Genomic DNA, 26,384 nt, shown 5'->3' on the forward strand with positions numbered 1-26,384 from the left:
TGACCGCCGTCATGCGGATCGAGACGAGGATCCCAGGAATCTCGGCCCCGAGCTTCGCGGCGTAGCGCGCCGGGGGCTGGTCCGAGAACCAGTTGGCGTACTCCTCGTTCATTCCCGGGAAGTCCGCCGGATCGCTCAGCAGGATGCCGACCTCTACGACGTCATCAAGGGTGGCGCCCGCTGAGCGAAGCACCGCCTCGCAGTTGGCAATCGCCTGTCGCGTCTGCTCCTGAATCGTCGGACCGGCGGGCTTGCCGGTGGCTACATCGACGCCTACCAAACCCGACACGTAGATGTGCTGGCCCGCCTTGATCGCCTGACTGAAGAGCGGCGATGCCGGGGCCTCTGAGGTGGTGATCGCTTCGCGCATGCGAGGCAAAGTACTGCACCCCTCCGGCGCCGTCCAACTGATCAGCCGTCGCGGGCGCTGCCGTCTTTAGACGCTGTTGGACAGGTCCTCGGTGGCCGCGCCCCGGCTGAAGAACGTGCCGTCCTGGGTGGCGCGCGGGCGGCGGCGGTCTGTTGGCCTTCGAGGGTCTTGTCGCGGATTCTGCCCTTGCCTTGGGTGTAGTTCCTCCTTTAGGTGAGTCAGCACAGGTCGGCGACTACGTCGTTGGATTCACGGCTGTCGCTAGGGTTCGTTGCCGCGGGCCTCGCGTGAGGACGTAGACGAACAGGACCGCCATCACTAGTGCGCCTGCCCACATGGCCTGCTGCCAGCCGTCGACGAAGGACTCTTGGGCGGCTCGGGTCAGTGCCTGCGCCTGGGGGCCGAGCCCGTCGGCGGTCGCGAGGGCGTTGGCGATGCCCTGGCGGGCGGTGTCGGCGGCGGCGTCCGGCACTCCGTCGAGCCGGGAGTCGATGGCGGCGCGGTAGCCAGCGGTCAGGACCGCTCCGAGCAGCGCGACACCGAGCGCGGTGCCGAACTCCCGGGTGACGTCGTTGAGCGCGGAGGCGACGCCTTGACGGTCACGCGGCAAGGCGGTGGTGATGGCCTCGGTGGAGGGCGTCATCGTCAAGCCCATGCCGAGTCCCATGGCGAGCATGCCGGGCAGGAGCGAGAGATAGCCGCCGTCGACGGAGACGAAAATGGCCATGAGGACCAGCCCCGCACCGCCCAGGAAGATCCCTGAGGCCATCGTCGAGCGGCTGCCGATGCGCACGGCCACCCGCGGGGCGAGGCCGGAGGCGACCATCATCAGCAGCGCCATCGGCATGAGCGCCAGGGTGGAGCGAAGGCCGGACCAGCCGAGTACCGCCTGGAAGTACGGGAAGAGGACCACGAAGATCCCTGCCTGCACGCCGAAGACCGTCAAAAGCGACACGGAACCGCTCGCCAGGCCTCGCTCACGAAACAGGCGGACGTCCAGGAGCGGAGCCTGCCGGCGCAGCTCCCATGCCACGAATCCGACAGCGGCGACGACGCCGACGAGGAGACCCAGAAGCGTCGCGGGCGCGGCCCAGCCTCGTACGGGCCCCTCATGGAGGAAGAAGACCAGCCCGACCACCGCGACCACGGACGACAGCGAACCGACGACGTCGAACCCCGGCCCTGACGCCTCGCGCGAGTTCGGGATGGATCGCGGCGCCATCACGACGGCGACGACGACGAGCACGACCGGCAGGACGAAGAGCCACCGCCAGTTCGCCAGGTCGACCAGTACGGCCGACAGGTACATCCCCAAGATGCCTCCCCCACCGGCGACGCCGGTCCACACGCCGATCGCCTTGGAGCGCTCCCCGTCAGGGAAGGTCGAGGTGATCACGGCGAGGGTGACCGGCATGATCATCGCCGCACCCACGCCGCTCAGAAAACGCGCGGCGAGCATGATCTCCGACGACGTGGCGAGACCGGCCGCCGCACTCGCCATTCCGAAGACGAGCAGCCCCGCGATCAGCACCGGCCTGCGGCCCCACCGGTCGCCCAGCGCACCGAGCGGCAGGAGCAACGCGGCCAAACTGATCGTGTAGATATTGATGAACCACAGGACCTCGGTCTGCGAGGCATCGAACGCGACGGCGAGCTCCGGCTGGGCGACGTTCAGCCCGGACACCGAAGCGATGACCGCCATGAGCGCGATACAGACCCCGACCAAGATCGTTCGTCGTTGTCGTGGGTCTTGGATGGTCTGATCGGGGGCTCCCGCGTCTGAGGACAGGTCCGTACTCATGGGATTCCTTTCAAAAGGGCAAGGGGAACCGGCGTCGGGTGGCGCGCACGACGACGTCGTGGAGGGGGACCGCTTGGCCCCCGTGGGCGGTGAGTGTGCGGAGGTGCTCTTCGGCGGTGACGATCTCCCACGCCATGTCGTCCATGCGCGCGGTGATGGCCGCGGAGGTGGCCGACGCTTCGGCCGGAGGGTGATGTCCGTGGCCGGTGGCACCAGGGGTGTGCAGGTGCCCCACGATTAGCAGCGTGCCGCCGGGAGCCACCCATCCGGCGATGCGGTCGTAGAACTCCAGTTGAGGCATCGCCGGATGGGCGTAGTGGGTCATGACCAGGTCGAACCGCGCGCCCGGACTCCAGACGCTCAGATCCGCCTCAACCCACCGCAAACGCTCACTCGCCGCCGCGCGCTCGGCAGCGCGAGCAAGGGCCTCGGACGAGATGTCGGCCGCGGTGACCTGCCAGCCGTTGGCGGCAAGCCAGATCGCCTCGGCGCCGCCGCCGCACCCCGCATCCAGCGCCGTCCCCGGCGTCAGGCCGCCGGTCTCACGAGCGAGGTACGGATTTGGCGGGTTCATAGATCCGGGTCGCCCTTGTCGCCAGTGCCGGTCCCAGTAGTCCTTGTCGAATCCGTGCGTCACAGCTCGTCCTCCCCGCGCGCGATGATCTCTCCGTCACCCTCATGGTGCCGACAGGGAAGGCGGATCCGCAAACATTGTTGCCGAATGGCAAAATGGAGAGGTGGACGAAACCATTGATCGCACTCTTGACGCTGTCGGGCCGAGGCTGAAACTCCTTCGGCTGCATCGCGACGTCACACTCGCCGACCTGGCGGCGGAGACCGGCATCTCCACCAGCACCCTGTCCCGGCTCGAAGCGGGCCTGCGACGCCCCACGCTCGAACAGCTGCTACCGCTCGCCCGCGCCCACGGGGTCACACTCGACGAACTCGTCGACGCGCCGCCGACCGGCGACCCCCGCATCCACCTGCGTCCCATCCCCTGCGGCGACGGCTCGGTCATCCTGCCGCTGACCCGCAGGGCCGGCGGAATCCAGGCCTACAAGTTCGTCCTCCCGGCCGGAAGCGACGACGCGGAACCCGACCCGCGCACCCATGAGGGCTACGACTGGGTCTATGTCCTCAACGGCACGCTCCGCCTGGTACTCGGGGAACACGACCTCATCCTCAAACCCGGGGAGGCCGCGGAGTTCGACACGCGCACCCCGCACTGGTTCGGGGCCACCAGCGCCGGTCCCGTCGAGTTCCTGAGCCTCATCGGGAAACAAGGCGAACGCACCCACGTCCGGGCAGCACCGAGAGCGAAGAACGGGCCCGGCGGGGATGCCGCCGGGCCCTGAGATATGCCGGGGAGTGTCCCGGTACTAGAAGAGACGGTTGTCCGGCACCGGCAGCTCGATCTCGCCGGGGCCGATCCAACGGCCACGCCTCGCCATGACGTCGCCGTCGGTCAGCGCGGGCTCAGCGCCGAGGACGAGCGGGATCCGCACCTTGCTTCTTTGCAGGTCGACCGTGACGGTGGCCCCGGTGGCCGTCTCACCGCTGTACGTCGAGTCGGTTCCGGCGATCACCAGACCCAGGCGATGCCCCTGCTTGAAGGTGTAGTCCTGCGGCAGGGTCTCCCATTCGACCTCGCCGTACGCGCCCGGGGCCAGCGGGGAGGACTGGCTGAGCGAGTCGCGGTTCTGTACGTCGATCCAGCCGCGGGCCACGATCTCCAGCGGCCGGGTGACCATGTTCGTCACGACCTTGCGGTAGCAGCCGTCGTCGGTGGCGGACGCCTCGCCGTGGCAGCTCTCCTCGGCCAGGGTGGTGATGCCCTGCCCGCGCCTCCAGTCGATCCTGGAGTCGTCACCGAAGTCCACCAGGAGCGCGGTCAGGTTGGCGGTCGGCTTGTCGAGCGCCACTCGCAGATTGACGATGGGCGTGCCGGACAGGCGCAGGTCGCGGGCGAGTTCGCCGGTGGTGAAGGCCACCCGGCCCGGCTGGATCGTGCCGACGTTGGCGACCATCGCGTTCTCCGACTGGCGGATGTCGGTGAATGCCACGGTCTCACCCTTGCCGGCCTGGACGAGGCCGAGTGTCCCGTCGGCCGCCGGGCGGAAGACCTGGCCCGACGCCTCCGACACGGGCCAGTCACGCTGAGTGATCCACTCGGTGGGGCCGACCTGCACGTCGGCGCGGGGCTCCCGCATGACGTCGTTCCTGACGCCCAGCAGCCAGTAGTCGAACCAGGCGTGCAGCGTGTCGACCCACACGTCCCGGCGTCCCTCGAAGTCGAAGGGATCCACATGCTGGTACTGGCCGACCCAGATCTTGCGCGGCACGCCCTGCTTGGCCAGCGCGTCCCACCAGGTGGAGAAGTGGTCGGGCTTGACGTTCATGTCGTTGACCGTGTGTACGGCGAACACGCTGGCCCGCACGCCGCGGACATCGCCCAGCGTGCCGTCGATGTAGTCGCGCTCGGCCCAGAAGGGGCTGTAGTTGCCGGTGTCGTCGCCGTCCTGGGCGTCCAGCTCGGCCCGTACGGCGGCGCACTTGGCGGCCGGGTCGGTGTCGACCAAGCTCGCCAGGTACGACATGTAGTCATAGTTGTAGACCACGCCGTTGGAGCGCTGGTACTTGTACCAGGAGCTGATCGCGGAGATCGGGACGATGGTCTCCAGGCCCTTGACGCCGGTCGCCGCGACCGCGTTGGCCAGCGTGCCGTCGTAGGACTTGCCGATCATCCCGGCCTTGCCGGTGCTCCAGTCGGCGAACGCCTGGGTGCCGTCGGCGTGGTAGGCGGTGGCGCGGCCGTTCAGCCAGTCGATGACGGCCTTGCCGCCCAGCACGTCCGCCCGCCCGCCGACGTCGGGGCAGCCGTCGGACTTGGTGGTTCCGATCATGTCGACGTTGAGCACCGCGTACCCACGGGGCACGAAGTAGTTGTCGTAGTACAGCGGGAACTTGGCGAGGTTGCCCGCCGGGTCGTAGACCTTGTGCTCGGTTTCGTTGCCTCGGCCGGAGTTGTCGTAGTACGGGCTCTCATCGATGATCGCCGGCACTTTGAGGCCGGGACCCGACTGGTTGGGCCTGATGATGTCGACCCGGACCCGGTCCAGCTGTCCGTTGGCGTCGCTGTCGACGCTCGACTCGACGTAGACGTGTTCGCGGATGGCGTCGGCGTAGGAGAAGACGGGCTGGGTGCGCCCCTGTTCGACGGTGATGGCGGGGGTGCTGAGCGCCTGCACCGGGGTGGCTCCGATCAGGACCAGGCCCACGGCGATGACGGCTGCTCGTAACGGTGGCACAGATGACTCCAGAGATTCGGGAAACATCCGTAATCTCCGGCATTGTCCGTATATGGACAAGATCTCTTTATGGGTTCGACATCAGCTTGGTTTTACTGTGTGACATTGCACATTCAACAGGTCCGCGTAAACGGCACGCGATCAGGGTTCCGCGTGCCGGTCGAGGCCGAGTGTCGCGATGAGGTCTTCGTGGAGCTCGAACCAGACACGATGGCAGGAATCGACGTCGGTGCGGTCGATCCAGGAGCCCTCCCCGGCTTGGGCGCGCGCCAGGGCTGTGGCGAATCGGGTGTCGTATCCGCGGAACCGGGTGAGGACGCCTCCGAGCCGGTCTGAGAGTGGCGTGAGCGCGTGGTCGATGATGGCGAGTTCGTGGAGGATTCTGGCGTCCCAGGCGGGATCGGAGTGGTCGTTGACGGCGAGCCGATCGCCGGCGGTGGGGCGGAGTTGCCAGTCGGTGCAGGCTCGGAGCAGCAGGGCGTTCAGCGGGAGGAACTCGCGGTGGACGTCACGGACCTCGTCGGCGCCGCCGACGTCCGCGAGCTCGGCCGCGAGCTGGCGCTCGTTCTCGGCGCGGCCCCGTTCGGTCAGCGACCAACCTCCGGTGCCGGCGAAGGCGGTGTGCCCGACCCACCCGCGTGCCTCGGCGTCGAGCAGCGCCTCTTTCGTGTCGGCCAGATCGAGCCCGTACCGATGAGCGATCACCGGGGTGTCCGCGAAGCCGGTGATGCGCACGGCGTGCAGGGCCAGGAGGCCGGGCGAAGAGTCCCGCGTCACGCGCCCGCGTCCTGTCGTCCCGCCAGGCGGTTGTATCGCTGCTGGCACGCCTGCGGGGAGTTGAATCCCATCGCGTGCGCCATCTGTGCCCAGGACAGGCCCGCGCTCCGGGCGATGAACAGCAGAGCGGTTTCGAGTCCCTCGACCTCGGCGCGCGCGGCGGGCAGGAGAGCGAGGGCGCTCAGGATGTCCTCCGGGTCGAGATCGGCGCCGCGCCAGACGGCGAACTGCGCGAGGTCGACCGCCGACGGCGGGACGGGCGAGGGCCGCCAGGGACGGGCGTCGAGCTCATCTGCGCCCAGGGCCATCAGATGCTCACGCGCGTCCTGCTCACGGTGGGCCTGGGCGTGGTCAGCGTGCGCGGTGTGAGCGATGTCCTGCTTGCGCGGCATGCGACTCATGATCCACAATCAACGAAATGTTGTCAACATTCTGTTGAAAGGTGGGGGTGGGTGATCGTACCCCTCATGGAGGCTGTCGCCGATACCTGCGGGGGCAAGGCCGGCGCACTCGGCGCGCTGCTCCGCGCGGGTCTGCCGGTTCCTGACGGCTTCGTCGTCCCGTTCGCCGCTTACCTCGCCGCCGTACGCGACCTGGACCTCGCGCGGTCGGACGAGCTCGACGCGGCGCGGCGGATGATCGAGGCGCGTCCGGTTCACGCCACCGTGATCGACGCGCTGGGACGCGCACTCGGCGAGCTCGGCGATCCGCCCGTGGCGGTGAGATCATCGGCGGCGAATGAGGACACCGGTCAGGCATCGGCGGCCGGCCGGCACGACAGCTTCCTCGCTGTGCAGGGAGTCAGCGGGGTCGCCGATGCCGTACGTGCCTGCTGGGCGTCGCTGTTCTCTCCACGCGCCATCGAGCCGTACGACGATCTTGTGATGGCCGTCATCGTCCAGCGCCATCTGGATGCCGAGGTGTCCGGGGTCATGTTCACACCCGCGGACCCGGACGACGTGACCCAGATCGAGGCGTCCTGGGGCCTTGGCCCCAGCATCGTCGGGGGCACGGTCACCCCTGACGCCTACCGCGTGTCCGGGGACGGGTCGGTCACCCGCACCATCGCCGACAAACGGACCCGCCTTGACCGGCGCGGCACGCGGCTCGTCATGAGCGACGTGCCCACCCGTGCCCGGAACCAACCGGCGATCGACGACGCGACCGCCACGCGGCTCGCCGAGCTGGGTGGGGAGATCGCTGCCGTACTCGGTGGGCCGCAGGACATCGAGTGGGCGATCACCGACGAGCGCACCTGGGTTCTGCAAGCCCGGCCGGTCACCGCCGCTCCCCCACCGCCTTCCGGCGTCTCGGACACCCCACTCACGGGAACACCGGGCAGCCGCGGGACCGTGACCGGCACCGCGAGGATCGTCCGTGGTCCCGGCGACTTCGCGCGCGTGCATCCGGGAGACATCCTCGTCTGCCCCTTCACCGACCCCGCTTGGACGCCGCTGCTGCGCATCGCCGCCGGCGTCGTCACCGAGACCGGAGGCGTGCTGTCCCACGCCGCGATCGTCGCTCGCGAGCACGCCATCCCCGCCGTCCTCGGCGTCCAGAACGCGACGAGCAGGCTCCACGACGGCACGATCATCACCATCGACGGCTCCACCGGCACCGTCACGACGACAAACCGAACCCACAGCTAACGGATCGAAAGGAGTAGGGAAGCGGTTCCGCGTCCCTACCATTCAATGCCAACGCGACACCTCTATCTGGCACGACACGGCGCGGCCGACGCGTTCGGGGAGCTCACCGGCATCGGGCACCGGCAGGCGGGCCTGCTGGGCGAACGCCTGGCCGGCGTTCCGGTCGACGCCGTGTGGCACTCCCCGCTCCCACGCGCCGCAGCAAGCGCGCACGAACTCGCCCGGAAGCTACCGAACGTGCCCGTGACCGAGGCCGCCGAACTCATCGACCACGTGCCCTACGTTCCCAGCGCGTCCGAAACACCCCCATCCTGGGCCGGCTTCTTCGACGGCTACGACGACACCGAGGCCGCCTCAGGCCAGAGCCTCGCCGAGGCCCTGATCGCCCGTTTCGCGAAGGCCCCCGACCCGACCACGAAAGACACACACGAGGTCCTGGTGACTCACGCCTACCAGATCGCATGGCTGGTACGGCACGCACTGGACGCGCCGCCATCCCGATGGCTCGGACTGAACAGCGCCAACACCGCACTGACGGCGCCCTAGCCAGGTCCTACCTCGCCAACGAACGCGTCGGCCGTAACTACGACGACATGGCCCCTGGCCTGTCCCGCTATATCCACGACGCCATCATGGCCAACGCCGACCGCGCGTCGAGCTGAGCCTTCGCGGCGAACGATCCGCCGACGTGGTTCAGCCAGCTCGTCCGTCCGCAGCGGACGGCAAAAGACAAAGGCAAGGAGATTTCGCGCTCCCTGCCACTCTCAACGTATAGCGCCCCGGGGGGCTTGCGGCAAGACCCGGGTCATGTTGCAGAATCTCCAGCCGAAGCCAGAACCTGCGGAAATTCGCGAAGTACGTGCGCTATGTCGACGTACCGGGACTCGGACCGCCGGTGGGCACTCGGCGCGGAGCAGCTGGCCGAAACGTTGAAATGGGGGCTCTTCATGATTGACGTGATCATTGCCGGTGGCGGGCCGACCGGCTTGATGCTGGCCGCGGAATTGCGGCTGCACGACGTACAGGCGCTCGTGCTGGAGAAAGACGCGGAGCCGACCAAATATGTCCGCGCGCTCGGTCTGCACGTGCGCAGTATCGAGGTGATGGACCAGCGCGGTCTGCTGGAGCGGTTCCTCGCGCTCGGCCAGCAGTACGCGTCCGCCGGTTTCTTCGCCGGCATCACCAAGCCGTGGCCCGACCGGCTGGACACCGCGCATTCGTACGTTCTCGGCATCCCGCAGACCACCACCGAGCGCCTGCTGACCGAGCACGCCACCGAGGTCGGCGCCGAGATCCGGCGCGGCTGCGAACTGGCCGGGCTGAGCCAGGACGAGGACGGGGTGACCGCCGAACTGGCCGACGGCACGCGGCTGCGCTCGCGTTACCTCGTCGGCTGCGACGGCGGACGCAGCACGGTGCGCAAGCTGCTCGGCGTCGGCTTCCCCGGCGAGCCCACCAAGGTCGAGACACTGCTGGGCGAAATGGAGGCGGCCGAGGATCCGGCGACGATCGCCGCCATCGTCGCGGAGGTACGCAAGACCCAGCTGCGGTTCGGCCTCGGCCTCCTCGGGGACGGGGTGTACCGCGTCGTCGTGCCCGCCGAAGGGGTGACCGAGGACCGCACTCCGCCGACCCTGGAGGAGTTCAAGCGGCAGCTGCTGGCCTTCGCGGGCACCGACTTCGGCGTGCACTCACCGCGCTGGCTGTCCCGCTTCGGCGACGCCACCCGGCAGGCCGAGCGCTACCGTACCGGCCGGGTGCTGCTGGCCGGCGACGCGGCGCACATCCACCCGCCGACCGGCGGGCAGGGGCTCAACCTCGGCATCCAGGACGCGTTCAACCTCGGCTGGAAACTGTCCGCCGAGGTCGGCGGCTGGGCGCCGGAGGGGCTGCTGGACAGCTACCACGCCGAACGGCACCCGGTGGCCGCCGACGTGCTGGACAACACCCGCGCGCAGATGGAGCTGCTGTCCGTCGAGCCGGGCCCCCAGTCGGTACGGCGGCTGGTGTCGCAACTGATGGACTTCGAGGAGGTGAACCGGTACCTGATCGAGAAGATCACCGCGATCGGGGTGCGCTACGACTTCGGCGAGGGGCCCGAACTGCTCGGCAGGCGGCTGCGGGACGTGCAGCTGAAGCGGGGTCGCCTCTATGAGCTGATGCGCGGCGGCCGCGGGCTGCTGCTCGACCAGACCGGCCGGCTCTCGGTGGCGGGCTGGGCGGATCGGGTCGACCACGTCGTCGACGTCAGCGACGAACTGGACCTGCCCGCGGCGCTGCTACGGCCGGACGGCCACGTGGCGTGGGTCGGTGACGACCAGCAGGATCTGCTCAGCCGCCTGCCCAAGTGGTTCGGCGCTGCCGCGAGCTGAAGCGCGCGTTTGCGGCCCGAAAGATTCGGCTGGTGAGCTGCTGGCGGCCCGAAGGCTTCGTCACCACCCCGAACACCGCGTCCCCGCCCGCGAAACCGATCACGCCCCCACGAACCACGATGATCAAAACATCAGCGCGGCGTCCCGACTGTGGGCGGTTCGTCCGCGATCGAGATCTTGAGCAGGGCCGAGGCACTCAGCACCGTGCCCACGGGGGTCCCGGTCTTGGCCGCGTCCACGACGACCTCACGTTCGCCAGGTACTGGTAGGTCTTCGGATCGAAGATCAGCTCCACCCGGGTGCCCCGAACGGCCCAGAGGCGCGCGGCGGCGATGCCGGGACGTCCGGCCGCGTCCCGCGCGTCGGGCACGGTGACCACGCCGGGAATGGCGGCGGCCGCCCGGAACAGCGCGGCACGCTGCGCGGCCGGAAGATACGACTCCCGGAGCAGGGACTGAACATTTCCCCAGACGAGTTCGTGGGCCTCCTCGTCGTTCCCGAGCCCGGTGTACAGGCGCCGGTACATCCCCTCCGGGTCGGTGGGCCAGGCACTGGTGTGGGCATAGTCGGTCAGGTCCTGCTCGGCCCGCTGGTCGAAGTCCGCCAGCTTCTCGGGCCGGTAGCGGCCGAGGTTCTCCCACGCCTCCGGCGGGATGGGCCAGCCCGGCCACACCTTGGGCGGCAGGCGCTCCCCATCGATGAACCCACCGGTCGCATCGCCCTCGACCGGCAACCAGACCCGCCGCAACTCGTCGGTCAGATAACGCGAAGCGACGCCGTCCCGGCTCGTGCCTTCGGAGGCGAACATCATCCTGGACTCATAGACCAGGTACTGCCCCGGCCGGGGGCGCAGCTCGGTCTGCCCGGCGGTGGCCTGGGCGGCCCGGGTGAGAACCGCGGAATGCGCCACCGGCATGGCGTGGATGACGCGGGGCGGATCGGACGGCAGCGCGACCACGGCGGTCGCGGCCGCAGCCACGGCCAGACCCGCCACCAGGCCCAGCTTCCATCCGCGCGTCCATCCGCGCAGCGCCGGGCGCGGCGGTGGCGTGCGCAGTGCCGCCAGGAGCCGGTCCTCCTGGGCGCGCAGGTCGGCGGGCTCGGGTCGCGGCACTTCGGCCCGGAATCCCGACAGCGTGTCCATCTCATTCATGGATGGCCTCCTCCATTATCGGATTGCTCTTGCCGAGTGCGCGGCGCAGCGTGGCTGACCCGGGACCGCACGGTCCCCAGGCGCACGCCGAGCGCCTGTGCCGTCTCCTCGTAGTTGAGATCGGCCCAGGCGATCAGCAGCAGCGCGTCCCGGTGCCCTTTCGGCAGCGCGGCCAGCGCGCCCGCCAGGCTCCGGCCGGAGGCCTGGGCGCTGACCCGGTCGTCGCTGCGGTCGGTGAAGGGCGCGGTCACCTGGTCGGTCCCGGTGCGTTCCAGGACGCGCAACTGGCGCACCTCGGCGCGGACGTGGCGGCCCATCTGGTTGGTGGCGATGCCGTACAGCCAGGGGCGGGCACTGGGGCGGGCCGGGTCGTAGCGGTCGCGTTGCCGGAAGGCGGCCAGGAAGGTCTCGGCGACCACGTCGTCGGCGGCGTCCCGGCCCAGGCGGCGGGTCACATACCGGGTCAGATCGGGAGCGTACCGCCGGAAGACCTCGGCGAACGCCTCCGGGTCGCGGCGGGACCTCTCGATGCACGCCGCGTCCTGCTCACTCATTCTGTCTCACTGCGGGTGGCCCTCTCGGCTTCGGGTGCTGGACACCTGTTGTTGCCGAACCGCCGGGAAAAGGTTCCCAAGAGGATCACCCAGGGCAGCGCCACCGCTCAGCGATCAAGGTTCGATCGGGGACGGTTCCCTGACCGAGGTGGCCTGCCGGGCGCGCAGAGCCCGGACTTTGTGGCGGTTGCCGCAGCGTTCCATCGCGCACCAGCGCCGGGCGCCGGGGCGGGAGGTGTCGACGAACACCAGCGGGCAGTTGTCGCTCGCGCACTCGCGGATGCGTCCGGAGAACGGCCCGGACAGGAGTTCGATCATCTCCCGTGCCAGGGTCGACAGCGCTTGCGTTGCCCTTACCGGCGGCGCCCATCCCGCGGTCGTGGCGTCGGCGGCGAGTTCGGGGGTCAGCGGCGTCGCGGCGGCGGTCCGGTTGATGGTCGCGACCGCGCCGGAGGGGAGGGGGTCATGCGCCGCCCGCGCGTGCGCGGCGTCCCAGATCGCCCGGCGGAGAGTCTTGGCCTCGGTCAGCTCATCGGCCGACACGGGGACCGTCATGATCGCGGCCAGTGGCGGCTGGGCCAGCCATTCGCCGAGGTCGGCAGGCTGGTGGAGGGTCTCGAATATCGCGTATTGCCCTTCGCCGCCCGTGTGGGCGAAGTCCAGGCAGAGGGCGCCGGCGTCGAACCGGAACGACCCGCCCTTGGGGTCGTGCAGCACTCTTCCGGTTGCGTACGCTCGCATGAAACCACTATAACTGGTTCCGTACGCCGAAACCCCTTTAACTGGTTTCATCCTTGGAGGCAGCAGATGGGTGTACGGCACATCAACCCCGAGGGGCTCCACCGCAGCCCCGCTTTCAGCCAGGCCGTCGTTCGTTGAGCCCGTCTTGCATGAGTTTGCCCCAGTCGTAGGACGGTGCCTGCACGCCCAGCCCCAGGAACGAGAGCCCGGCGAAGGTGAGCAGCACCCCGCCGGCGGCCATCGTCGCGTTGACGATGAGCGGTTCTGCGATGTTCGGCAGCACATGGCGGAGCAGGATCCGGAGCCTGCTCACGCCCGCGATGCGGGCCGCGGCGATGTAGTCCCGCGCCGAGACGGCGGCCACCCGCCAGATGCATGGCGACGAAGCCGAGCAGGTCGCGAGCGGTCATCGCGAGCATCGAGCCGGCGGGGGCGTTGGACCTGGCGAGCGCCCAGGTCGGCGCGGGCGCCATCGCGCCGCCCTCGCCTGGCAGGTGGCCGACGGCGGCCCGGTGCAGGATCGCCTCGTACGGGCTCGGCGAGACGTGGGTGAGCCCGAGCGGGACGGCCAGCCGCTCGACCAGCACCTCGTCGAAGGGCTGGCCGCGCAGCACCTCGACCAGGCGGCCGAGCACCACGAAACCGGTGTTGTTGTAGGAGAAGACCGCACCCGGTTCGAACAGCTGCGGGATGTCGTGGATCGAGGCGAGGTACTTCTCGACGGCGTCCGCGCCGCGGCCGGTGTCGGTGAAGATGTCGCCCTCGAAGCCCGCGACGTGGCACAGCAGCTGGCGGGTAGTGATCGTGGCGGACGCGGCCGCGTCGCCGACCGTGAATTCCGGCAGGTACGCGCGGAGCGGCGCGTCGAGGTCGACCAATCCGTCGTCGACCAGCTGCATCACCAGGGCGCTGGTCCACAGCTTGGTGATCGAGCCGATCTGGAAGACCGAGTCGGTGGTCGCCTCGACGCCGGTGGCCCTGCTGAGGACGCCGCCGGCGGCGGTGAGCACCTGGCCTTGGGTGAGAATGGCGACCGAGGCGCCCGGGACCCCGCGCTCGCCGATGATCCGGGCGAAGTGCTCGTCGAGCCAGCTCTGGACGTTTTCCGGCGACATCATGCTGCTGAGGCTAGATGGCGCATCTGCCGCCGTACTCGTCCGATCGGACAGCCTCAGCTGGCGGAAGTTGTCCGATCCGACAACCACATCAGGTGGTGCGGTGCCGCTGGTAGTAACGGGCGACGCGGGCCCTGTTGCCGCACCGGGCGGCCGAGCACCAGCGCCGCCGGGGGTGGGCGGGCAGGAACAGCATGACGCAGTCCGAAGCCTCGCACGCCCGGACGGCGGCGAACGCCGGGTCGGCGAGCAGCTCACCGGCGGCCGCGGCGAGCCGGGCGGCCAGGCGGACGCCCACAGTGCCGGCGCGTTGGGGGACGGCCGTGACCGACGTGCCGTCCCAGCCGAGTTCCAGAATCGCGGGCGCGGCACGCTGGGCCAGGTTGAGGCCGGCCAGGGCGGACGCGGGCGGCTTCTCGCCGCGCCGCAGGTGGTCGATCGCGACGGCGGTGTGCTCCCGCACGGCATGGACGGCGGCCAGGTCGGCCGCGGTGAGCGCCGCCTCCGACGGGTAACCGGGCAGGCGCTCCGCCTGCAGCGTCAGCCACGTTCCCAGCGCGGCGGGTGTCGCGAGCAGGTCGACCGGGCCGTCCGGAGTGTGCGGCCGGGTGTTGACCAGGTCGAGGGCCAGCGGCTCACCAGTCAGTGGCAGAAGTTCACTCACCCGACTAATGCTAATCGGCCCCATTGACACATTAGCCCGGCACGAGCTAAGACTAATGCGTCCAAACCTAGAGGAGGCATGTGAAATGACGGCAGTCGCGCGAACACTGCACCGCCACATCGAGGTCGACGGACTGCAGATCTTCTACCGCGAGTCCGTCCCCGACAACGCGGACGAGGCCCCGGTGATGCTGCTGCTGCACGGCTTCCCCTCCGCCTCACACCAGTTCCGCCGACTCATCGACGCGCTCGGCAGCCGCTACCGCCTCATCGCCCCGGACTACCCCGGCTTCGGCCACAGCGACACCCCGGCCGACGGCACCCCTTACAGCTTCGACCGCCTCGCCGGCCTCGTCGACGGTTTCGTCGAACGGCTCGGCCTGACCCGCTTCGTTATGTACGTCTTCGACTACGGCGCACCCGTGGGCTTCCGCCTGGCCGCCCGTCACCCCGAGCGGATCGCCGGCCTCGTCATCCAGAACGGCAACGCCTACACCGAAGGCCTGTCCGACGCCGCCCGCGGCTTCATCGCCCTGCGGCCCGGCGTCCCAGGCGCCGAGGAGACCATCCGCGGGCTGCTCACCCTGGCGGCGACCCGCGGCCAGTACGAGAGCGGCGCCGGCGATCCTCGCCTCATCGCCCCCGACGGCTGGACCCTCGACCAGCACTTCCTCGACCAGCCCGGCCGCGCCCAGCCCCAGATCGACCTGGCCTTCGACTACCACAGCAACGTCGAACGCTACCCGGAGTGGCAGGCCTGGCTGCGCCGGCACACCCCGCCGACGCTCATCACGTGGGGCCGCGACGACATGTTCTTCCCCGAACCCGGCGCCCACGCCTACCTGCGCGACCTGCCCGACGCCGAACTGCACATCTTCGAGACCGGCCACTTCGCCCTGGAGGAGTACCTTCCCGACATCGCCCCACTGGTCGCCGACTTCCTCGACCGCGCCTGGAAGCCCGCCTAGCGCGGCGAAGCCCGTCAGGTGTGGACGGCGCGGATCTCCGTCACGTTGAACTCCTCCACGATGTGCCGGTTCTGCAACATGAATCCCACCATGCCCGCCACGGCCTCCGCCGCCAAGCCCGTACGCACCTGCCCGCTCAAGATGTACACCAAGGGCGTCGACGGCTGATCGAGGGTGAAGCGGCGGCCGTGGCGGTGCACATCCTGCAGCGCCCTGATCGGGATCGGGCGGGTGGTGGTGAACCAGACCGCGACCTCCCACAGCGGCAACTCCGGATCGGCGTCGGCCGACGCCTGGTAGCAGGTGACGCAGCCGTGCCGGGCGTGCTGGGCGTGCGGGCAGGTCCACTGCCGCACCGCTGCCGGGCTCTGCGTATGGGTGAGGATCGCCGCTTCCGTCACGCGTCGACGCACGGGCCGAACCGGCTCCGTGGGGAAGAAATCGCTGGTTATGATCGGTCCTCTCGCGTTCCGCCTGCCCCCGAGCTTAGTCCCGCGTGAGGCTCCGAACGGCAATTCTGTTAGCGGCCGGTGAAGGTGAATCCCGCCCAGAAGAGAGGTTCGGCGTGAGAACGCTCTCCGGCCCAGCGCTAGGCTGCGCCGGCGACGCCGATCAGATTGCCCTCGGGGTCGGTGAAGTGGCCCACCACGAGGGTGCCCGGCGTCCCGTCGGGGCCCATCCGTCGCGTTCCGCCGAGGCTCTCGGCTTTCTGGAGCGCGGCTTCCACGTCGGGAACGCCCACGTAGAACAGGACTCTGGGCTGGTGGCCCGGACCGCCGCCAATCCCGCCGTTGAGAACAGGCCCCTCCTCCGTGGTGCTTCCATCCACGAATCCGTACATGCCTGGCTGGGAGACGTTCAGGCTGACCGTGTCGCCCACCTGGAACTCCCAGCCGAACAGCTCGCCGTAGTAGCCGCGAAGCTTCGCCGGATCGGTACCAATGATCTCAAAGTGCACGACTGGCTGCCCCATGGTTGTCTCCGCTCTGGTTGTTAAAAACAACTAGATAGTATTGACTCTCAACTGAGATGAGAAGGGGTTCGTCGTGCCAACGAGTCGCAGCTACGGGGATGCCTGCGGGATCGCGCGCGCCCTCGACGTCGTCGGGGAACGGTGGGCGCTGCTGGTGGTCCGCGAACTGCTCCTCGGACCACAACGCTTCACCGAGCTACGCCAAGCACTCGCCGGCGCGAGCTCGAACCTCCTCGCCGACCGGCTCCGCGAGCTGGAAGCCCGCGACGTGCTTCGCCGCCGAAAGCTGCCACCCCCGGCGAGTTCATGGGTGTACGAACTGACCGAACACGGCCGCGAACTGGAACCGATCGTGCTCGCCCTGGGCGCCTGGGGTGTCCGCGTCCCACTCCCGCCCCCGCCGACGACCCTCAGCGCCACCTCCGTCATGCTCTTCCTGCGCGCCGCCGCGCACCCCGATCCCGCCGCGCCCGCAACCACCTGCCGCATCGAACTCGACGACCGCGTATGGACCGTCCACACCGCGGCTGGCCAACTGCAGGTCGAACCCGGCGAACCCACCAGCGCGGACGCCCGCCTCCGCACCGACCCCAAAACACTCAACGCCCTACTCAACGACCCAACCACGCTCGACACAGCCATATCCGACGGAAGCGCCGTCGCCACCGGCGACCTGTCCGCCCTTCGCAGTCTCCTGCACGCCCCGACGCGTTCCCATCAAGGCCGGGCCCGACCACCACACCTCGATATCGGGTGGTCGTGGAAGTCACCTGATAACCGCTGAAAGTTTGGTGTGCGGCGGCGGATGTCGTGACCGGCATGGGATTCTCCAACCGGCGGGCAATGATCTTGCGGGCAACGTGTGGTAGACGGTGGCTATTCCGTGGGTCGGCGTGCCCGTCGTACTTCGCGGTCGATTGCCCAGGCGTCCGCCACTGGGCCCACGTGCCCGAGCTTGTCGGGGTTGATCACCGCGCGGATCGTCTGAATCTGCCCGTCGAGTACGTCGAGCGCCAAGGTGTGGAGCACCTTGCCGTCCCGATCGCGGAAGATCGCGCCCGGCTGGCCGTTGACCTCGTGCGGCTCGAACGTCACGTCGATCCGGGCCATCAGGGGGAAGATGGAGGCGAGCAGCCGGGCCACATTCTGAGCGCCGCTGACGGCCTTGGCCAGCTGCGGAGCCTTGCCGCCGCCGTCGCCGACCATCGATACATCGGCAGCCAGCAGGTTCCGCAGCCCGGCGACGTCGCCTTCACGGAGGGCGTCGAAGAACCGCGACGCCAGTTCCTCTCGCTCTTTGCGGTCCGCTTCGAAGCGGGGCCGTCCCGCGGCCATATGGCGCCGCGCCCGCACCGCCAGCTGGCGGCACGCCGCCTCCGAGCGCTCCACGATCGACGCGACCTCAGGAAAGCCGAAATCGAACACCTCCCGCAGGACGAAGACCGCTCGCTCGAGCGGGGTCAGCCGCTCCAGCAGCACCAAGGCCGCCATCGACAGCGAGTCGGCCAGCTCCGCCGACCGCTCCGGATCCTGGTAAGGGTCGGCGAGCAGCGGCTCGGGGAGCCACGGCCCGACATACTCCTCCCGCCGGACGCGTGCCGAGCGCAGCACGTCGATGGAGATCCGGGTCACCACGGCCGACAGGAACGCCTTGACCGACCTGGGTTGTGCCGGGGAGGCCTCGAAGCGCAGCCAGGTCTCCTGGACCGCGTCCTCGGCCTCGCTCACGCTGCCCAGAATCCGGTAGGCGATCGAGAACAACAGCGGCCGCAGCTCCTGAAACTCCTCGCCCCTGCTCATGCCACCTCCTCCTTGAAACCCTGCCGCCACGAGGGGTAGCGCAGCTGCCAGCCGAGAAACCGAGCCCCTCGGTCATTGATCGGAAACCGTGTGTCGCCGCCCATCAGCCGGTGAAGGGCTCCAGGACGAAGCGGCCCCACGCGATGAACGCCGCAACCGCGAGATAGATCAGGTTCAGCACCACAAACGCGGATTCGCCGCGTCGGCCATGGGTGATCATCGCGCCGGCCATCAGCAGGATCCAGCAGACGGCGGTCACCGGCACCAGAACCGGTGCGACGCCGAGCGCGGCAGGAAGGATCAGGCCCGCCACAGCCAGCAACTCGAGGACACCGAGGGTCTTGACGAAGCCCACGCCGACGTCCCCGGTCCACCCCCCACCAGGAGCCGCAGCCAGCTTCTCCTTGGGCACGAACACCTTGGTGACGCCGCCGATCAGGGCCACCACGGCGAGCAGTCCGGCAGCGATCCACAGCGCGAGGTTCATCATGTACTCCTGGATCGAGGATCGCCGGCACCCCCTAGACGAGACAGCGACCCCAGCCAGTGACATCTCTGAGCCCTCGCGCCGTACTGTCTCCATCGGGATCCCCGGCGGAGCGCATGTCGTGTCGAGCGCAGCGATCCTGGTGCGGGAGACGTCGAGAGTGACGCGGTCGGCCGGGTCGGCCGACCGCCCGTTGATCCATGCACAGTATTTCGGCCTACGGGGTGTTCACCGTGGCGCTGGTGCACGTGGTCGCAGCGATCCTGGCGTGGCGGCCGGGCGGCGGCTCCCCCAGGCCCATCCTGTACGCGGTGGTGTTCCTGGGGTTCACGCTGGCGCAGATAGCGCTGGGCATCGCGCAGGTGAAGACCCTCCACATCCCATTGGGCGTACTGATGTTCGGCATGAGCGTGCTTCAGCTCAGCCGGGTCTCGACCGGCCACCACACTCCCCGGCTGGCGACCGCACCATAATTACGGCCATAATCTCTCCCCAAACGGGGTGATCCACGGGGAGAACATGCGACGAGCACGGCTGGCGGCGTGGGCGATGGCGGCCGGGGGGCTGGTCATCGTGCCGACGGCCGTGTTCATCCAGCTGGGCCTGCCGCCCGACTGGGCGCCCGCCCTGCCCGCCACCCCCGACTACACCTCCGGTCTGGCCTTCCCGCTGGTCGGCGCGTTCCTCCTGGCGCACCAGCCGAAATCCAAAATCGCCTGGCTGATGTACGTGGGCGGGATGTTCTCGGCGATCTGCGTGCTGCTGTCGATCCTGACCTACCGCGCGGCGGCCGACGGCGATCTCATGCTGGCGGGGCTGCTGAACGACCTCGCCTCGATACCGTGGACGCTCAGCGGCGTCATGCTGGCCGTCCTCCTCCCGCTCTTCTCCCCCGACGGCAGGCTCCCGTCGCGGCGCTGGCGTCCGCTGGTGCCGATCGCCGTGACCGCCGCCGTGCTGCAGGCGTTCCTGTTCAGCACGGGTGACAAAGCGCGAATCCCCAACCCGCTGGCCATCGACCTTTTCCAGCCCTACCACGCCGACCTGTACAACGTGGTCTACGTACTCACGAACGTGTGCATCGCGGCCGGGCTGGTGTCGCTCGCCGTACGGCTGCGCGGCGCCGACCCGGTGACCCGGCGGCAGATCGCGTGGCCGCTGTTCACCTTCGCCATCTACGTCGTGTGCCTGCTGCTCGGCCCGCGGTTCTGGGTGATCGGCGCGGCCTGGACCTGCCTCATCCCCATCTCGATCATGGTGTCGGTGCTGCGCTACCGGCTGTTCGGCATCGACACGGTGATCAGCCACGCCATCGTGGCCGCCGGGCTGATCACCGTGGTCAGCGCCGTCTACTTCGGCGTCGGCGCCGTGTCCAGCCTGCTGGTGTCCAGCTATCACCAGGTCGCCGGCCTGGCCGCCGCCCTGTTCGCCGGCGCGTTCTTCCAGCCGCTGCGGCGCGCCCTGCAACGCCTGTCCGACCGCATGCTCTACGGCAGGTCCGGCGACCCCCGCCTGCTCGCCGGCCGCCTCGTCCACGAGGCCCGGCAGGCCGACCCCGCCGAGGCGCTCGGCGTCGCGGTCACCGTGGTCCGGGACGGCCTGGCCGTGGCCGGGGCCGCCGTCGAGGTGACCGACGGCCCGCGGATGGACAGCGGCTCGGTCGGCGACCGGCCGCGCGCGATCGACCTGATCTGGCACGGCGAACCCGTCGGCCGCCTGCTGCTGGGCCCCTGCGGGCCGCGCCGGTTCGCCGTCTCCCACGACGAACGCGTCATCACCACCCTGCTGCCGTACGTCGCGGACATGGCGCACTCCGCCCGGATGGCCGCCGACCTGCAACGCTCCCGCGGGCGCATCCTGGCCGCCCGCGAGGAGGAGCGCCGCCGCCTGCGCCGCGACCTGCACGACGGGCTCGGCCAGACGCTCGGCGCGATGGCGATGACCCTCAACATGGCCAGGATCAGCATCAGCCGCTCCCCCGCCACCGCCGACGACCTGCTGGAGGACCTGCGCTCCGGCATGGAGGCGGTGACCGGCGACATCCGCGAACTCGTGTACGGCCTGCGCCCGCCCGCCCTCGACGACCTCGGCCTGACCGGCGCGGTCACCTCGCTCACCAAGGAGACACTGCCCCCGGCCACCAGTGTGGAAGTCGTCGCCGACGAGCTCGGCGAACTGCCCGCCGCCGTCGAAGTCGCCGCGTACCGGATCGTCCAGGAGGCGCTCACCAACGTGCGGCGGCACGCCCAAGCAGGCCGGGTGCTGCTCCAGCTGACCCGGGAGGACGAGCAGCTCATCGTGCGGATCGAGGACGACGGCGTCGGGCTGGCGGAGCTGCGGCGCGCCGGAGTGGGCACCTCCTCGATGCGGGAACGGGCCGCCGAACTGGGCGGCACCTGCGCGATCACCTCACCGGACACCGGCGGAACCCTGGTCGAAGCCCGGCTGCCCACCGTCGTCATGGAGCCCAGCCCCAGGTCCTCCTGAACAGGTCATGCGTTTCGTGTGATTTCGCTTACCCTTTGACCGATCGGACAGAGTCTGTCCGATCGGTCAGTTATGTTGGGGTCATGACCTCGATGCGAGCGGAGATCCTGGAGTCGGCGGCCCGACTGTTCGCCGCCCACGGCTTCCGCGGCACGTCCCTCCAGGACATCGCGTCGGACGTGGGCTGCTCCAAGGCATCGCTGCTCTACCACTTCACCAACAAAGACGCGATCTTGAGCGAACTGTTCGCGCCGGTCGGGCGGGACCTGGAGACCATCCAGGGGAAACTCGCCCCGCTCGACGGGGAGCAGGCCGCCCGGGAGGCCGTCGCCGGGCTGGTGGAACTCGCGCTGCGATTCCGCCGCCAAGTCAAGATCCTTCTCGTGGACGTCGACGACCTGCTCTGCCGCCCCGAACTGCCCGACGTCGACAGCGCCACCGAGAGCCTGGTGGACGCACTGGTCGGCCGGGCCCCCGGGCAGGAGTGCCGGGTGGTGGGCTGGATGACTCTGGTCGGCATCTTCCTGACCTGCGCCCGGGGCGTCGACGTCCCGGACGAGATCATGCGCGTGGAACTGACCCGTGGCGCGCTGCGCGCCCTCGGCCGCCCAACTGACTGATCATTGGGAGAGACCCCTACTCATGGCGACCCTGCTGTACCGGCTCGGCCGGTTCTCCTTCCGCAACCGGGGGCGAGTCGCCGCCGTCTGGTTGCTGCTGCTCGCGCTCCTGGGCGTGGCCGCTGCCCTGTTCCTCGGCCCGTCCAGTGACAAGTTCTCCATGCCCGGCACGGAATCCCAGCGCGCCCTCGACTCGCTCGTGCGGGAGTTCCCGCAGGCCAGCGGCGCCGTCGGCGTCATCGTGGTGGCCGCGCCCGAAGGCGGCAAACTGGACCCCGCGGTCGTCGCGCCGGTGGTGGAGGAAGCCGCCGCCGTGCCCGGCGTGGTGGCCGCGATCGATCCCTTCCAGGCCCGCGCGCTCTCCCCCGACGGCCGGTACGCGCTGGTCCAGGTCCAGTTCAAGGACAAAATCGACGACATCACCGACGTGCAGCGTAAGGCGTACCTGAAGGCGGGGGCCTCGGCCACCGGCATCCAGGTGGAGCACGGCGGTGAGGTGCTGCGGGCCGCGCCGGAGGTCGGCGGCTCCGAGGCGATCGGCGTGCTGATCGCCGCGATCGTGCTGATCGTCACCTTCGGGTCGCTGGTCGCGGCCGGGATGACGCTGCTCAACGCGCTGGTCGGCGTCGGGGTCGGCATGGCCGGCCTGTTCGCGCTCAGCGGCGTATTCGAGCTGACCTCGGTGACCCCGGTGCTCGCGCTGATGCTGGGCCTGGCCGTGGGCATCGACTACTCGCTGTTCATCACCTCGCGCTACCGCCAGTTCCTGGCCGACGGGCTGGATCGGGAGGAGGCCGCCGGGCGGGCCACCGGCACCGCCGGGTCCGCCGTGGTGTTCGCCGGGGCGACCGTGGTGATCGCGCTGGCCGGTCTGTTCGTCGCCGGCATCCCCTTCCTGACCGTCATGGGCCTGGCCGCGGCCGGGACCGTCGCCGTGGCGGTGCTCGTGGCGCTGACGCTGCTGCCGGCGATCCTCGCGTACGCCGGGCCGCGGGTCCTGCCACGCAAGCAGCGCGACGGCCGCGCGGTCGCCAAGGAGGGCTTCGGTTACACGTGGGGGCGGCTGGTCAGCCGTCTGCGGGTGCCGATCCTGCTGATCGGCATCGTCGGCCTGGGGGTGCTGGCGCTGCCCGTACAGGATCTGCGGCTGGCGCTGCCCGACGCGGGCACGGCCGCGCCCGGCACCCCGGAACGCGCCGCCTACGATCTCACCAGCAAGGGCTTCGGCGAGGGCTTCAACGCACGGCTGATCGCCGTCGTCTCCGCCGAGGACGCCGCCGCCGTGAACACCGCCGCAGGGCAGGCGGCCGCGCTGATCCAGCAGGTGCCCGGCGTGCTGGCGGTCGCCCCGCCGCAGCCCAACGCCACCGGCACGACCGCGCTGCTGGCGATCATCCCCAAGGAGGGGCCGACCGCCGCCTCGACCGAGGCCGCCGTGCACGCCATCCGGGGCAAGGTCGCCACCATCGCGGGCGCGGAGATCGCCGTCACCGGCGCGACCGCCGTCGGCATCGACGTGTCGGACAAGCTGGGCGAGGCGATGCCCGTCTACCTGCTGCTCGTCGTCGGGCTGTCGGTGTTGCTGCTGATGCTGGTCTTCCGGTCGATCCTGGTACCGCTGAAGGCGGCGCTCGGCTTCCTGCTGACCATCGGGTCGACGTTCGGCATCACCGTGGCGATCTTCCAGGAGGGGCGCCTGGCCGGGCTGTTCGGCGTCGAGGTGCCGGGACCGCTGGTCAGCTTCCTGCCGATCCTGCTCATCGGCATCCTGTTCGGCCTGGCCATGGACTACGAGGTGTTCCTGGTCTCACGCATGCGCGAGGACTTCGTGCACGGCGACACCGCCCGGCAGGCCACGATCAACGGCATGGGGCACAACGCCCGGGTGGTCACCGCCGCCGCGCTCATCATGACCTCGGTGTTCGGCGGCTTCGTCTTCATGGAGGACCCGATCATCAAGTCGATGGGCTTCGCGCTGGCGCTCGGCGTCCTGATCGACGCGTTCGTGGTGCGCATGACGCTGGTCCCGGCCGTGATGGCGATGCTCGGCAGGGCGGCCTGGTGGCTGCCGAAGGTCCTGGACCGGGTGCTGCCCGACTTCGACGTCGAGGGCGAACGGCTCAACCACCACCTCGCCACGTCGCGCCCGCCTGTGCCGGAGCGCGTCGGCTAGTCGTTGTGCGGCCCACCGCGCGGAATGTGGCGGTGGGCCGCACCGGTTTATCCCGCCTGAGGCGGCCGGCCGTTGGCGTGAGCCACTTTCGTGCCGAATTTGAGCAGCTAACGGCTACAGTCGTAGTCCCAGTTCTTGATGTAGTGGTACGGGCCGTCGTGGATCTCTGCCGGCGCAACCGGTCCGGCTGGACCGTGGGACTGAGCAGCGCGCGGTCCGGCCCGCGAGGAGTCTGAGCGCAGAAATTAGCGGTGGAGAACGCTGCCGCCGGCGGACCGTGAGGGGGTCGATCGGCTGGTCCTTCACAGCACAAGGCGAGACCGGCCCGTCACTGTCGCTCGCCTTCGGCATCAAGCGAAATTGCTTTGGTTCGCCCTGGCCGGGTAAGGCGGATTCATGTTCTTTCAAGGTTGGTCCGACGTAGGACGGCTTCGCGACGGTGAATTCCAGCCCGAGCTGATGCGCGCACAACGGGTCACAGCGGGCGAGGTCTGTCAGGCGGTCCGGGCTCAAGGCTTGGGTGATCTGGGCGCGGTTACCGCTGTGGTGCTGGAGACCGACGGCAGCTTCAGCGTGGTCTCGGCCGGACACGCCGGTCGGCGCAGCGCTCTGCCCGGCCCGCACGTCGGCGGCGGGCCATCGACACGGGCTGGAGGGTAGATGTCCGGCCCTGGCCTGGGTGACGATCGGCAGCGATGGAGTGTCCTGCGCGACGCTTGGCGTACGAAACTGTGGCCCCTGCCCGCTGTCGGGATCCTGGTGGCGCTCGGCCTGGGCGTGATGTTGCCCGCCCTGGACGCGGCCGTGGACGGTCGGCTGTCATCGCCGGTGAGCGCGTTCCTTTTCAGCGGCGGTCCGGACGCGGCACGAACGCTTCTTTCGGTGATCTCGGGGTCGATCATCACGGTGACCTCGCTGACCTTCTCCTTGACCGTGGTGACCCTCCAGCTCGCCAGCAGCCAGTTCTCGCCACGGCTGTTGCGCACCTTCACCCGTGACCGGCTGGTGCACGGCACGCTGGCGTTGCTGCTGGCCACGTTCACGTACGCGGTCACGGTGCTGCGGACCGTACGGACCTCGCTGGAGGCACAGGCCGCGTTCGTGCCGCAGATTTCGGTGACCGTGGCATACGTGCTGGGACTGGTCAGCGTCCTTGGGCTGGTGGTGTTCCTGGCCCATCTCGCCCGGCAGATCCGGGTGGAGTCGATGCTGCGGGAGGTCCAGGAGGAGGCGGCGGAAACCGTGCGGCGGCTCTTGCCTCACCCGCCGCAACCCGCCCCGCCCCTGCCCCAGCCGCCTGCCGGTGCGGTACCGCTGAGCGCGTCCACCTCCGGCTTCTTCACCTCCGTGGACGAGACCGCATTGGTCGACGCCGCGGTCGACGCCGACGCCGTGATTCTGCTCGACCGCTGCCCCGGCGAATCTCTGATCGCCGGCGTTCCCATCGCCACCGCTTGGCGCCTTGATGGGCCCGGTCCGTTGACCCCGCCGCAGGTCGACGCCTTGAGCAGGCGGGTTGGGGCGGCGACACGAACGGGTTTTGAAAGAACGACGGCGCAAGACGTGGCGTTCGGCCTGCGCCAGCTCGTCGACGTCGCCGTCAAGGCACTCTCGCCAGGGGTGAACGATCCGACGACCGCGGTCCACGCCCTGGGGCATATTTCCGCGGTGCTGTGCGAAGCGGTCGGGCGTGACCTGGGGCCCAAAGTGCTTCGCGATACCGAGGGAACGATCCGGGTCATCCTGGCTCGCCCGGATCTGCCGATGCTTTTGGAACTGGGCTTGGCCCAGCCCCGCCGCTACGGGGCCGCAGATCCAGAGGTGATGGCACGACTGCTGACTCTGCTGCGCGAGGTCGCCTGGTCCAGCCGGACACCCGCGCACACCGAGTGCATCGGCGCGCAGCTGCGCCGCACCCGAACCGCGATCACCAACCAGGACCTCGACCCCGAGGAGCGAGTACGGCTCGACGGCATCGCCGACACGGTCTCCGCCGCGCTCACCCAGCGCTGGCCGACCGCCACCCTGCCGGCGCACACTGGACGAAGCCCCTGACATCCGCTGTGAAGCGGCACCGTCGAACTCGCGGCCTACAGCGGACGATGAAGGGAAAGGGGAGTATCCGCTCCGCCCCTCTCCACTTTCAACGTATAGCGCACCGGGGGGCTTGCGGCAAGACCCGGGTCGTGCCGCAGAATCGTCGGCCGAGACCAGAATCGGCGGCAATGGGGGATTGCGAAGTGCGTGTGTTGTTGTCGACGTATGGGTCGTGCGGGGACGTCGAACCGCTGGCGGCGTCGCGCGAGCTCGGCGCGAAACTGCTGCTCGGCGCGGTCAGCCAAGGAAGGCCGCCAGTGCCCGCGTGAACCGCGC

Annotated in this window: 28 protein-coding genes; 13 read left to right on the forward strand and 15 right to left on the reverse strand. The window is 69.6% G+C overall.

What is annotated here, in order from left to right:
* The 3 genes from Acor_RS14285 to Acor_RS14295 all read right to left on the reverse strand — a co-directional run.
* Positions 1-370 (reverse strand): RidA family protein (locus Acor_RS14285; protein WP_155337122.1); only part of this gene is annotated, 370 nt, incomplete at its 3' end.
* A gap of 235 nt (positions 371-605) precedes the next feature.
* Complete coding sequence (locus Acor_RS14290) at positions 606-2,171, reverse strand: MFS transporter (RefSeq protein ID WP_155337123.1); 1,566 nt, start codon at positions 2,169-2,171, stop codon at positions 606-608.
* A gap of 10 nt (positions 2,172-2,181) precedes the next feature.
* Positions 2,182-2,808: a class I SAM-dependent methyltransferase gene (locus Acor_RS14295; protein ID WP_155337124.1), complete on the reverse strand. Its 627-nt coding sequence runs from the start codon at positions 2,806-2,808 to the stop codon at positions 2,182-2,184.
* Positions 2,809-2,908: 100 nt separating this feature from the next.
* Here Acor_RS14295 and Acor_RS14300 point away from each other — a divergent pair, with 100 nt between their 5' ends.
* Positions 2,909-3,526: a helix-turn-helix domain-containing protein gene (locus Acor_RS14300; protein WP_155337125.1), complete on the forward strand. Its 618-nt coding sequence runs from the start codon at positions 2,909-2,911 to the stop codon at positions 3,524-3,526.
* Between the two features lie 24 nt (positions 3,527-3,550).
* Here Acor_RS14300 and Acor_RS14305 read toward each other — a convergent pair whose 3' ends face one another.
* The 3 genes from Acor_RS14305 to Acor_RS14315 all read right to left on the reverse strand — a co-directional run bounded on the left by Acor_RS14305 (position 3,551) and on the right by Acor_RS14315 (position 6,648).
* Complete coding sequence (locus Acor_RS14305) at positions 3,551-5,479, reverse strand: Xaa-Pro dipeptidyl-peptidase (RefSeq protein ID WP_155337126.1); 1,929 nt, start codon at positions 5,477-5,479, stop codon at positions 3,551-3,553.
* Positions 5,480-5,620: 141 nt separating this feature from the next.
* On the reverse strand, positions 5,621-6,256 hold the full coding sequence (locus tag Acor_RS14310) for a transcriptional regulator (RefSeq protein WP_155337127.1): 636 nt from the start codon (positions 6,254-6,256) through the stop codon (positions 5,621-5,623).
* Entirely contained in the window at positions 6,253-6,648 is a 396-nt protein-coding gene (locus tag Acor_RS14315) for a DNA-binding protein (protein WP_155337128.1), read from the reverse strand. The genes Acor_RS14310 and Acor_RS14315 overlap by 4 nt, the downstream gene beginning before the upstream one ends.
* Positions 6,649-6,708: 60 nt before the next feature.
* On the opposite strand from Acor_RS14315, the gene Acor_RS14320 reads away from it, so the two are divergent.
* The 3 genes from Acor_RS14320 (at position 6,709) to rox (ending at position 10,277) form a co-directional block, all read left to right on the forward strand.
* Positions 6,709-7,905: a PEP/pyruvate-binding domain-containing protein gene (locus tag Acor_RS14320; protein ID WP_155337129.1), complete on the forward strand. Its 1,197-nt coding sequence runs from the start codon at positions 6,709-6,711 to the stop codon at positions 7,903-7,905.
* A 45-nt stretch (positions 7,906-7,950) separates the two neighbouring features.
* Positions 7,951-8,451, forward strand: a complete 501-nt coding sequence (locus tag Acor_RS14325; RefSeq protein ID WP_155337130.1) for a histidine phosphatase family protein — start codon at positions 7,951-7,953, stop codon at positions 8,449-8,451.
* A gap of 401 nt (positions 8,452-8,852) precedes the next feature.
* Entirely contained in the window at positions 8,853-10,277 is a 1,425-nt protein-coding gene (gene rox, locus Acor_RS14330; RefSeq protein WP_155337131.1) for a rifampin monooxygenase, read from the forward strand.
* Positions 10,278-10,473: 196 nt separating this feature from the next.
* On the opposite strand, the gene Acor_RS14335 is transcribed toward rox, so the two are convergent.
* The 5 genes from Acor_RS14335 to Acor_RS14360 all read right to left on the reverse strand — a co-directional run bounded on the left by Acor_RS14335 (position 10,474) and on the right by Acor_RS14360 (position 14,504).
* Complete coding sequence (locus Acor_RS14335; RefSeq protein ID WP_155337132.1) at positions 10,474-11,430, reverse strand: CU044_5270 family protein; 957 nt, start codon at positions 11,428-11,430, stop codon at positions 10,474-10,476.
* On the reverse strand, positions 11,427-11,984 hold the full coding sequence (locus Acor_RS14340; protein WP_155337133.1) for an RNA polymerase sigma factor: 558 nt from the start codon (positions 11,982-11,984) through the stop codon (positions 11,427-11,429). Before Acor_RS14340 ends, Acor_RS14335 begins: the two co-directional genes overlap by 4 nt.
* A gap of 114 nt (positions 11,985-12,098) precedes the next feature.
* Positions 12,099-12,725 carry a CGNR zinc finger domain-containing protein gene (locus Acor_RS14345; RefSeq protein ID WP_246238645.1) on the reverse strand — a complete coding sequence of 209 codons (627 nt, stop codon included), beginning with the start codon at positions 12,723-12,725 and terminating at the stop codon, positions 12,099-12,101.
* A gap of 47 nt (positions 12,726-12,772) precedes the next feature.
* Entirely contained in the window at positions 12,773-13,843 is a 1,071-nt protein-coding gene (locus Acor_RS44315) for a serine hydrolase domain-containing protein (protein ID WP_170316927.1), read from the reverse strand.
* Between the two features lie 88 nt (positions 13,844-13,931).
* On the reverse strand, positions 13,932-14,504 hold the full coding sequence (locus Acor_RS14360) for a CGNR zinc finger domain-containing protein (RefSeq protein ID WP_155337134.1): 573 nt from the start codon (positions 14,502-14,504) through the stop codon (positions 13,932-13,934).
* Between the two features lie 85 nt (positions 14,505-14,589).
* On the opposite strand from Acor_RS14360, the gene Acor_RS14365 reads away from it, so the two are divergent.
* On the forward strand, positions 14,590-15,471 hold the full coding sequence (locus tag Acor_RS14365; protein ID WP_155337135.1) for an alpha/beta fold hydrolase: 882 nt from the start codon (positions 14,590-14,592) through the stop codon (positions 15,469-15,471).
* Between the two features lie 14 nt (positions 15,472-15,485).
* Here the strand turns inward: Acor_RS14365 and Acor_RS14370 are convergent, their stop codons facing one another.
* Complete coding sequence (locus tag Acor_RS14370) at positions 15,486-15,884, reverse strand: hypothetical protein (RefSeq protein ID WP_155337136.1); 399 nt, start codon at positions 15,882-15,884, stop codon at positions 15,486-15,488.
* A gap of 176 nt (positions 15,885-16,060) precedes the next feature.
* Positions 16,061-16,444: a VOC family protein gene (locus Acor_RS14375; protein ID WP_155337137.1), complete on the reverse strand. Its 384-nt coding sequence runs from the start codon at positions 16,442-16,444 to the stop codon at positions 16,061-16,063.
* A 73-nt stretch (positions 16,445-16,517) separates the two neighbouring features.
* Between Acor_RS14375 and Acor_RS14380 the strand changes: the two genes are divergently transcribed.
* Positions 16,518-17,228 (forward strand): winged helix-turn-helix transcriptional regulator, encoded by a 711-nt coding sequence (locus tag Acor_RS14380; RefSeq protein ID WP_155337138.1) that lies wholly within the window; start codon positions 16,518-16,520, stop codon positions 17,226-17,228.
* Between the two features lie 92 nt (positions 17,229-17,320).
* Here the strand turns inward: Acor_RS14380 and Acor_RS14385 are convergent, their stop codons facing one another.
* Positions 17,321-18,244 carry an RNA polymerase sigma-70 factor gene (locus Acor_RS14385; RefSeq protein WP_155337139.1) on the reverse strand — a complete coding sequence of 308 codons (924 nt, stop codon included), beginning with the start codon at positions 18,242-18,244 and terminating at the stop codon, positions 17,321-17,323.
* Positions 18,245-18,347: 103 nt separating this feature from the next.
* The gene (locus tag Acor_RS14390; RefSeq protein ID WP_308805650.1) at positions 18,348-18,734 is read right to left on the reverse strand and encodes a DoxX family protein; all 387 of its coding nucleotides are present in this window, start codon (positions 18,732-18,734) and stop codon (positions 18,348-18,350) included.
* A 197-nt stretch (positions 18,735-18,931) separates the two neighbouring features.
* Between Acor_RS14390 and Acor_RS14395 the strand changes: the two genes are divergently transcribed.
* From Acor_RS14395 to Acor_RS45415, 7 genes are all read left to right on the forward strand, one after another.
* Positions 18,932-19,204 carry a hypothetical protein gene (locus Acor_RS14395; protein WP_155337140.1) on the forward strand — a complete coding sequence of 91 codons (273 nt, stop codon included), beginning with the start codon at positions 18,932-18,934 and terminating at the stop codon, positions 19,202-19,204.
* Between the two features lie 46 nt (positions 19,205-19,250).
* Complete coding sequence (locus tag Acor_RS14400) at positions 19,251-21,218, forward strand: sensor histidine kinase (protein ID WP_155337141.1); 1,968 nt, start codon at positions 19,251-19,253, stop codon at positions 21,216-21,218.
* Between the two features lie 83 nt (positions 21,219-21,301).
* Complete coding sequence (locus Acor_RS14405; protein WP_155337142.1) at positions 21,302-21,838, forward strand: TetR/AcrR family transcriptional regulator; 537 nt, start codon at positions 21,302-21,304, stop codon at positions 21,836-21,838.
* Between the two features lie 22 nt (positions 21,839-21,860).
* Positions 21,861-24,011, forward strand: coding sequence for an MMPL family transporter (locus Acor_RS14410; protein WP_155337143.1), 2,151 nt, complete (start codon positions 21,861-21,863; stop codon positions 24,009-24,011).
* Between the two features lie 396 nt (positions 24,012-24,407).
* On the forward strand, positions 24,408-24,671 hold the full coding sequence (locus Acor_RS46250) for a YetF domain-containing protein (protein ID WP_155337144.1): 264 nt from the start codon (positions 24,408-24,410) through the stop codon (positions 24,669-24,671).
* Positions 24,672-26,066, forward strand: a complete 1,395-nt coding sequence (locus Acor_RS14420; protein WP_155337145.1) for a DUF2254 domain-containing protein — start codon at positions 24,672-24,674, stop codon at positions 26,064-26,066. It abuts the gene before it with no gap.
* 185 nt (positions 26,067-26,251) lie between these two features.
* Positions 26,252-26,377: a hypothetical protein gene (locus Acor_RS45415; protein WP_281353218.1), complete on the forward strand. Its 126-nt coding sequence runs from the start codon at positions 26,252-26,254 to the stop codon at positions 26,375-26,377.
* Positions 26,378-26,384: the final 7 nt, after the last annotated feature.

The sequence above is a fragment of the Acrocarpospora corrugata genome (genome assembly GCF_009687845.1).
GTDB lineage: Bacteria > Actinomycetota > Actinomycetes > Streptosporangiales > Streptosporangiaceae > Acrocarpospora > Acrocarpospora corrugata.

Coding starts and splice junctions, on each gene's coding strand:
- Acor_RS14290 (WP_155337123.1), bottom strand. CDS start 2,171: ATGAGTACGGACCTGTCCTCAGACGCGGGAGCCCCCGATCAGACCATC.
- Acor_RS14315 (WP_155337128.1), bottom strand. CDS start 6,648: ATGCCGCGCAAGCAGGACATCGCTCACACCGCGCACGCTGACCACGCC.
- Acor_RS14325 (WP_155337130.1), top strand. CDS start 7,951: ATGCCAACGCGACACCTCTATCTGGCACGACACGGCGCGGCCGACGCG.
- rox (WP_155337131.1), top strand. CDS start 8,853: ATGATTGACGTGATCATTGCCGGTGGCGGGCCGACCGGCTTGATGCTG.
- Acor_RS14335 (WP_155337132.1), bottom strand. CDS start 11,430: ATGAATGAGATGGACACGCTGTCGGGATTCCGGGCCGAAGTGCCGCGA.
- Acor_RS14340 (WP_155337133.1), bottom strand. CDS start 11,984: ATGAGTGAGCAGGACGCGGCGTGCATCGAGAGGTCCCGCCGCGACCCG.
- Acor_RS14345 (WP_246238645.1), bottom strand. CDS start 12,725: ATGCGAGCGTACGCAACCGGAAGAGTGCTGCACGACCCCAAGGGCGGG.
- Acor_RS44315 (WP_170316927.1), bottom strand. CDS start 13,843: ATGATGTCGCCGGAAAACGTCCAGAGCTGGCTCGACGAGCACTTCGCC.
- Acor_RS14365 (WP_155337135.1), top strand. CDS start 14,590: ATGACGGCAGTCGCGCGAACACTGCACCGCCACATCGAGGTCGACGGA.
- Acor_RS14375 (WP_155337137.1), bottom strand. CDS start 16,444: ATGGGGCAGCCAGTCGTGCACTTTGAGATCATTGGTACCGATCCGGCG.
- Acor_RS14385 (WP_155337139.1), bottom strand. CDS start 18,244: ATGAGCAGGGGCGAGGAGTTTCAGGAGCTGCGGCCGCTGTTGTTCTCG.
- Acor_RS14390 (WP_308805650.1), bottom strand. CDS start 18,734: ATGATGAACCTCGCGCTGTGGATCGCTGCCGGACTGCTCGCCGTGGTG.
- Acor_RS14395 (WP_155337140.1), top strand. CDS start 18,932: ATGCACAGTATTTCGGCCTACGGGGTGTTCACCGTGGCGCTGGTGCAC.
- Acor_RS14400 (WP_155337141.1), top strand. CDS start 19,251: ATGCGACGAGCACGGCTGGCGGCGTGGGCGATGGCGGCCGGGGGGCTG.
- Acor_RS14405 (WP_155337142.1), top strand. CDS start 21,302: ATGACCTCGATGCGAGCGGAGATCCTGGAGTCGGCGGCCCGACTGTTC.
- Acor_RS14410 (WP_155337143.1), top strand. CDS start 21,861: ATGGCGACCCTGCTGTACCGGCTCGGCCGGTTCTCCTTCCGCAACCGG.
- Acor_RS46250 (WP_155337144.1), top strand. CDS start 24,408: ATGTTCTTTCAAGGTTGGTCCGACGTAGGACGGCTTCGCGACGGTGAA.
- Acor_RS14420 (WP_155337145.1), top strand. CDS start 24,672: ATGTCCGGCCCTGGCCTGGGTGACGATCGGCAGCGATGGAGTGTCCTG.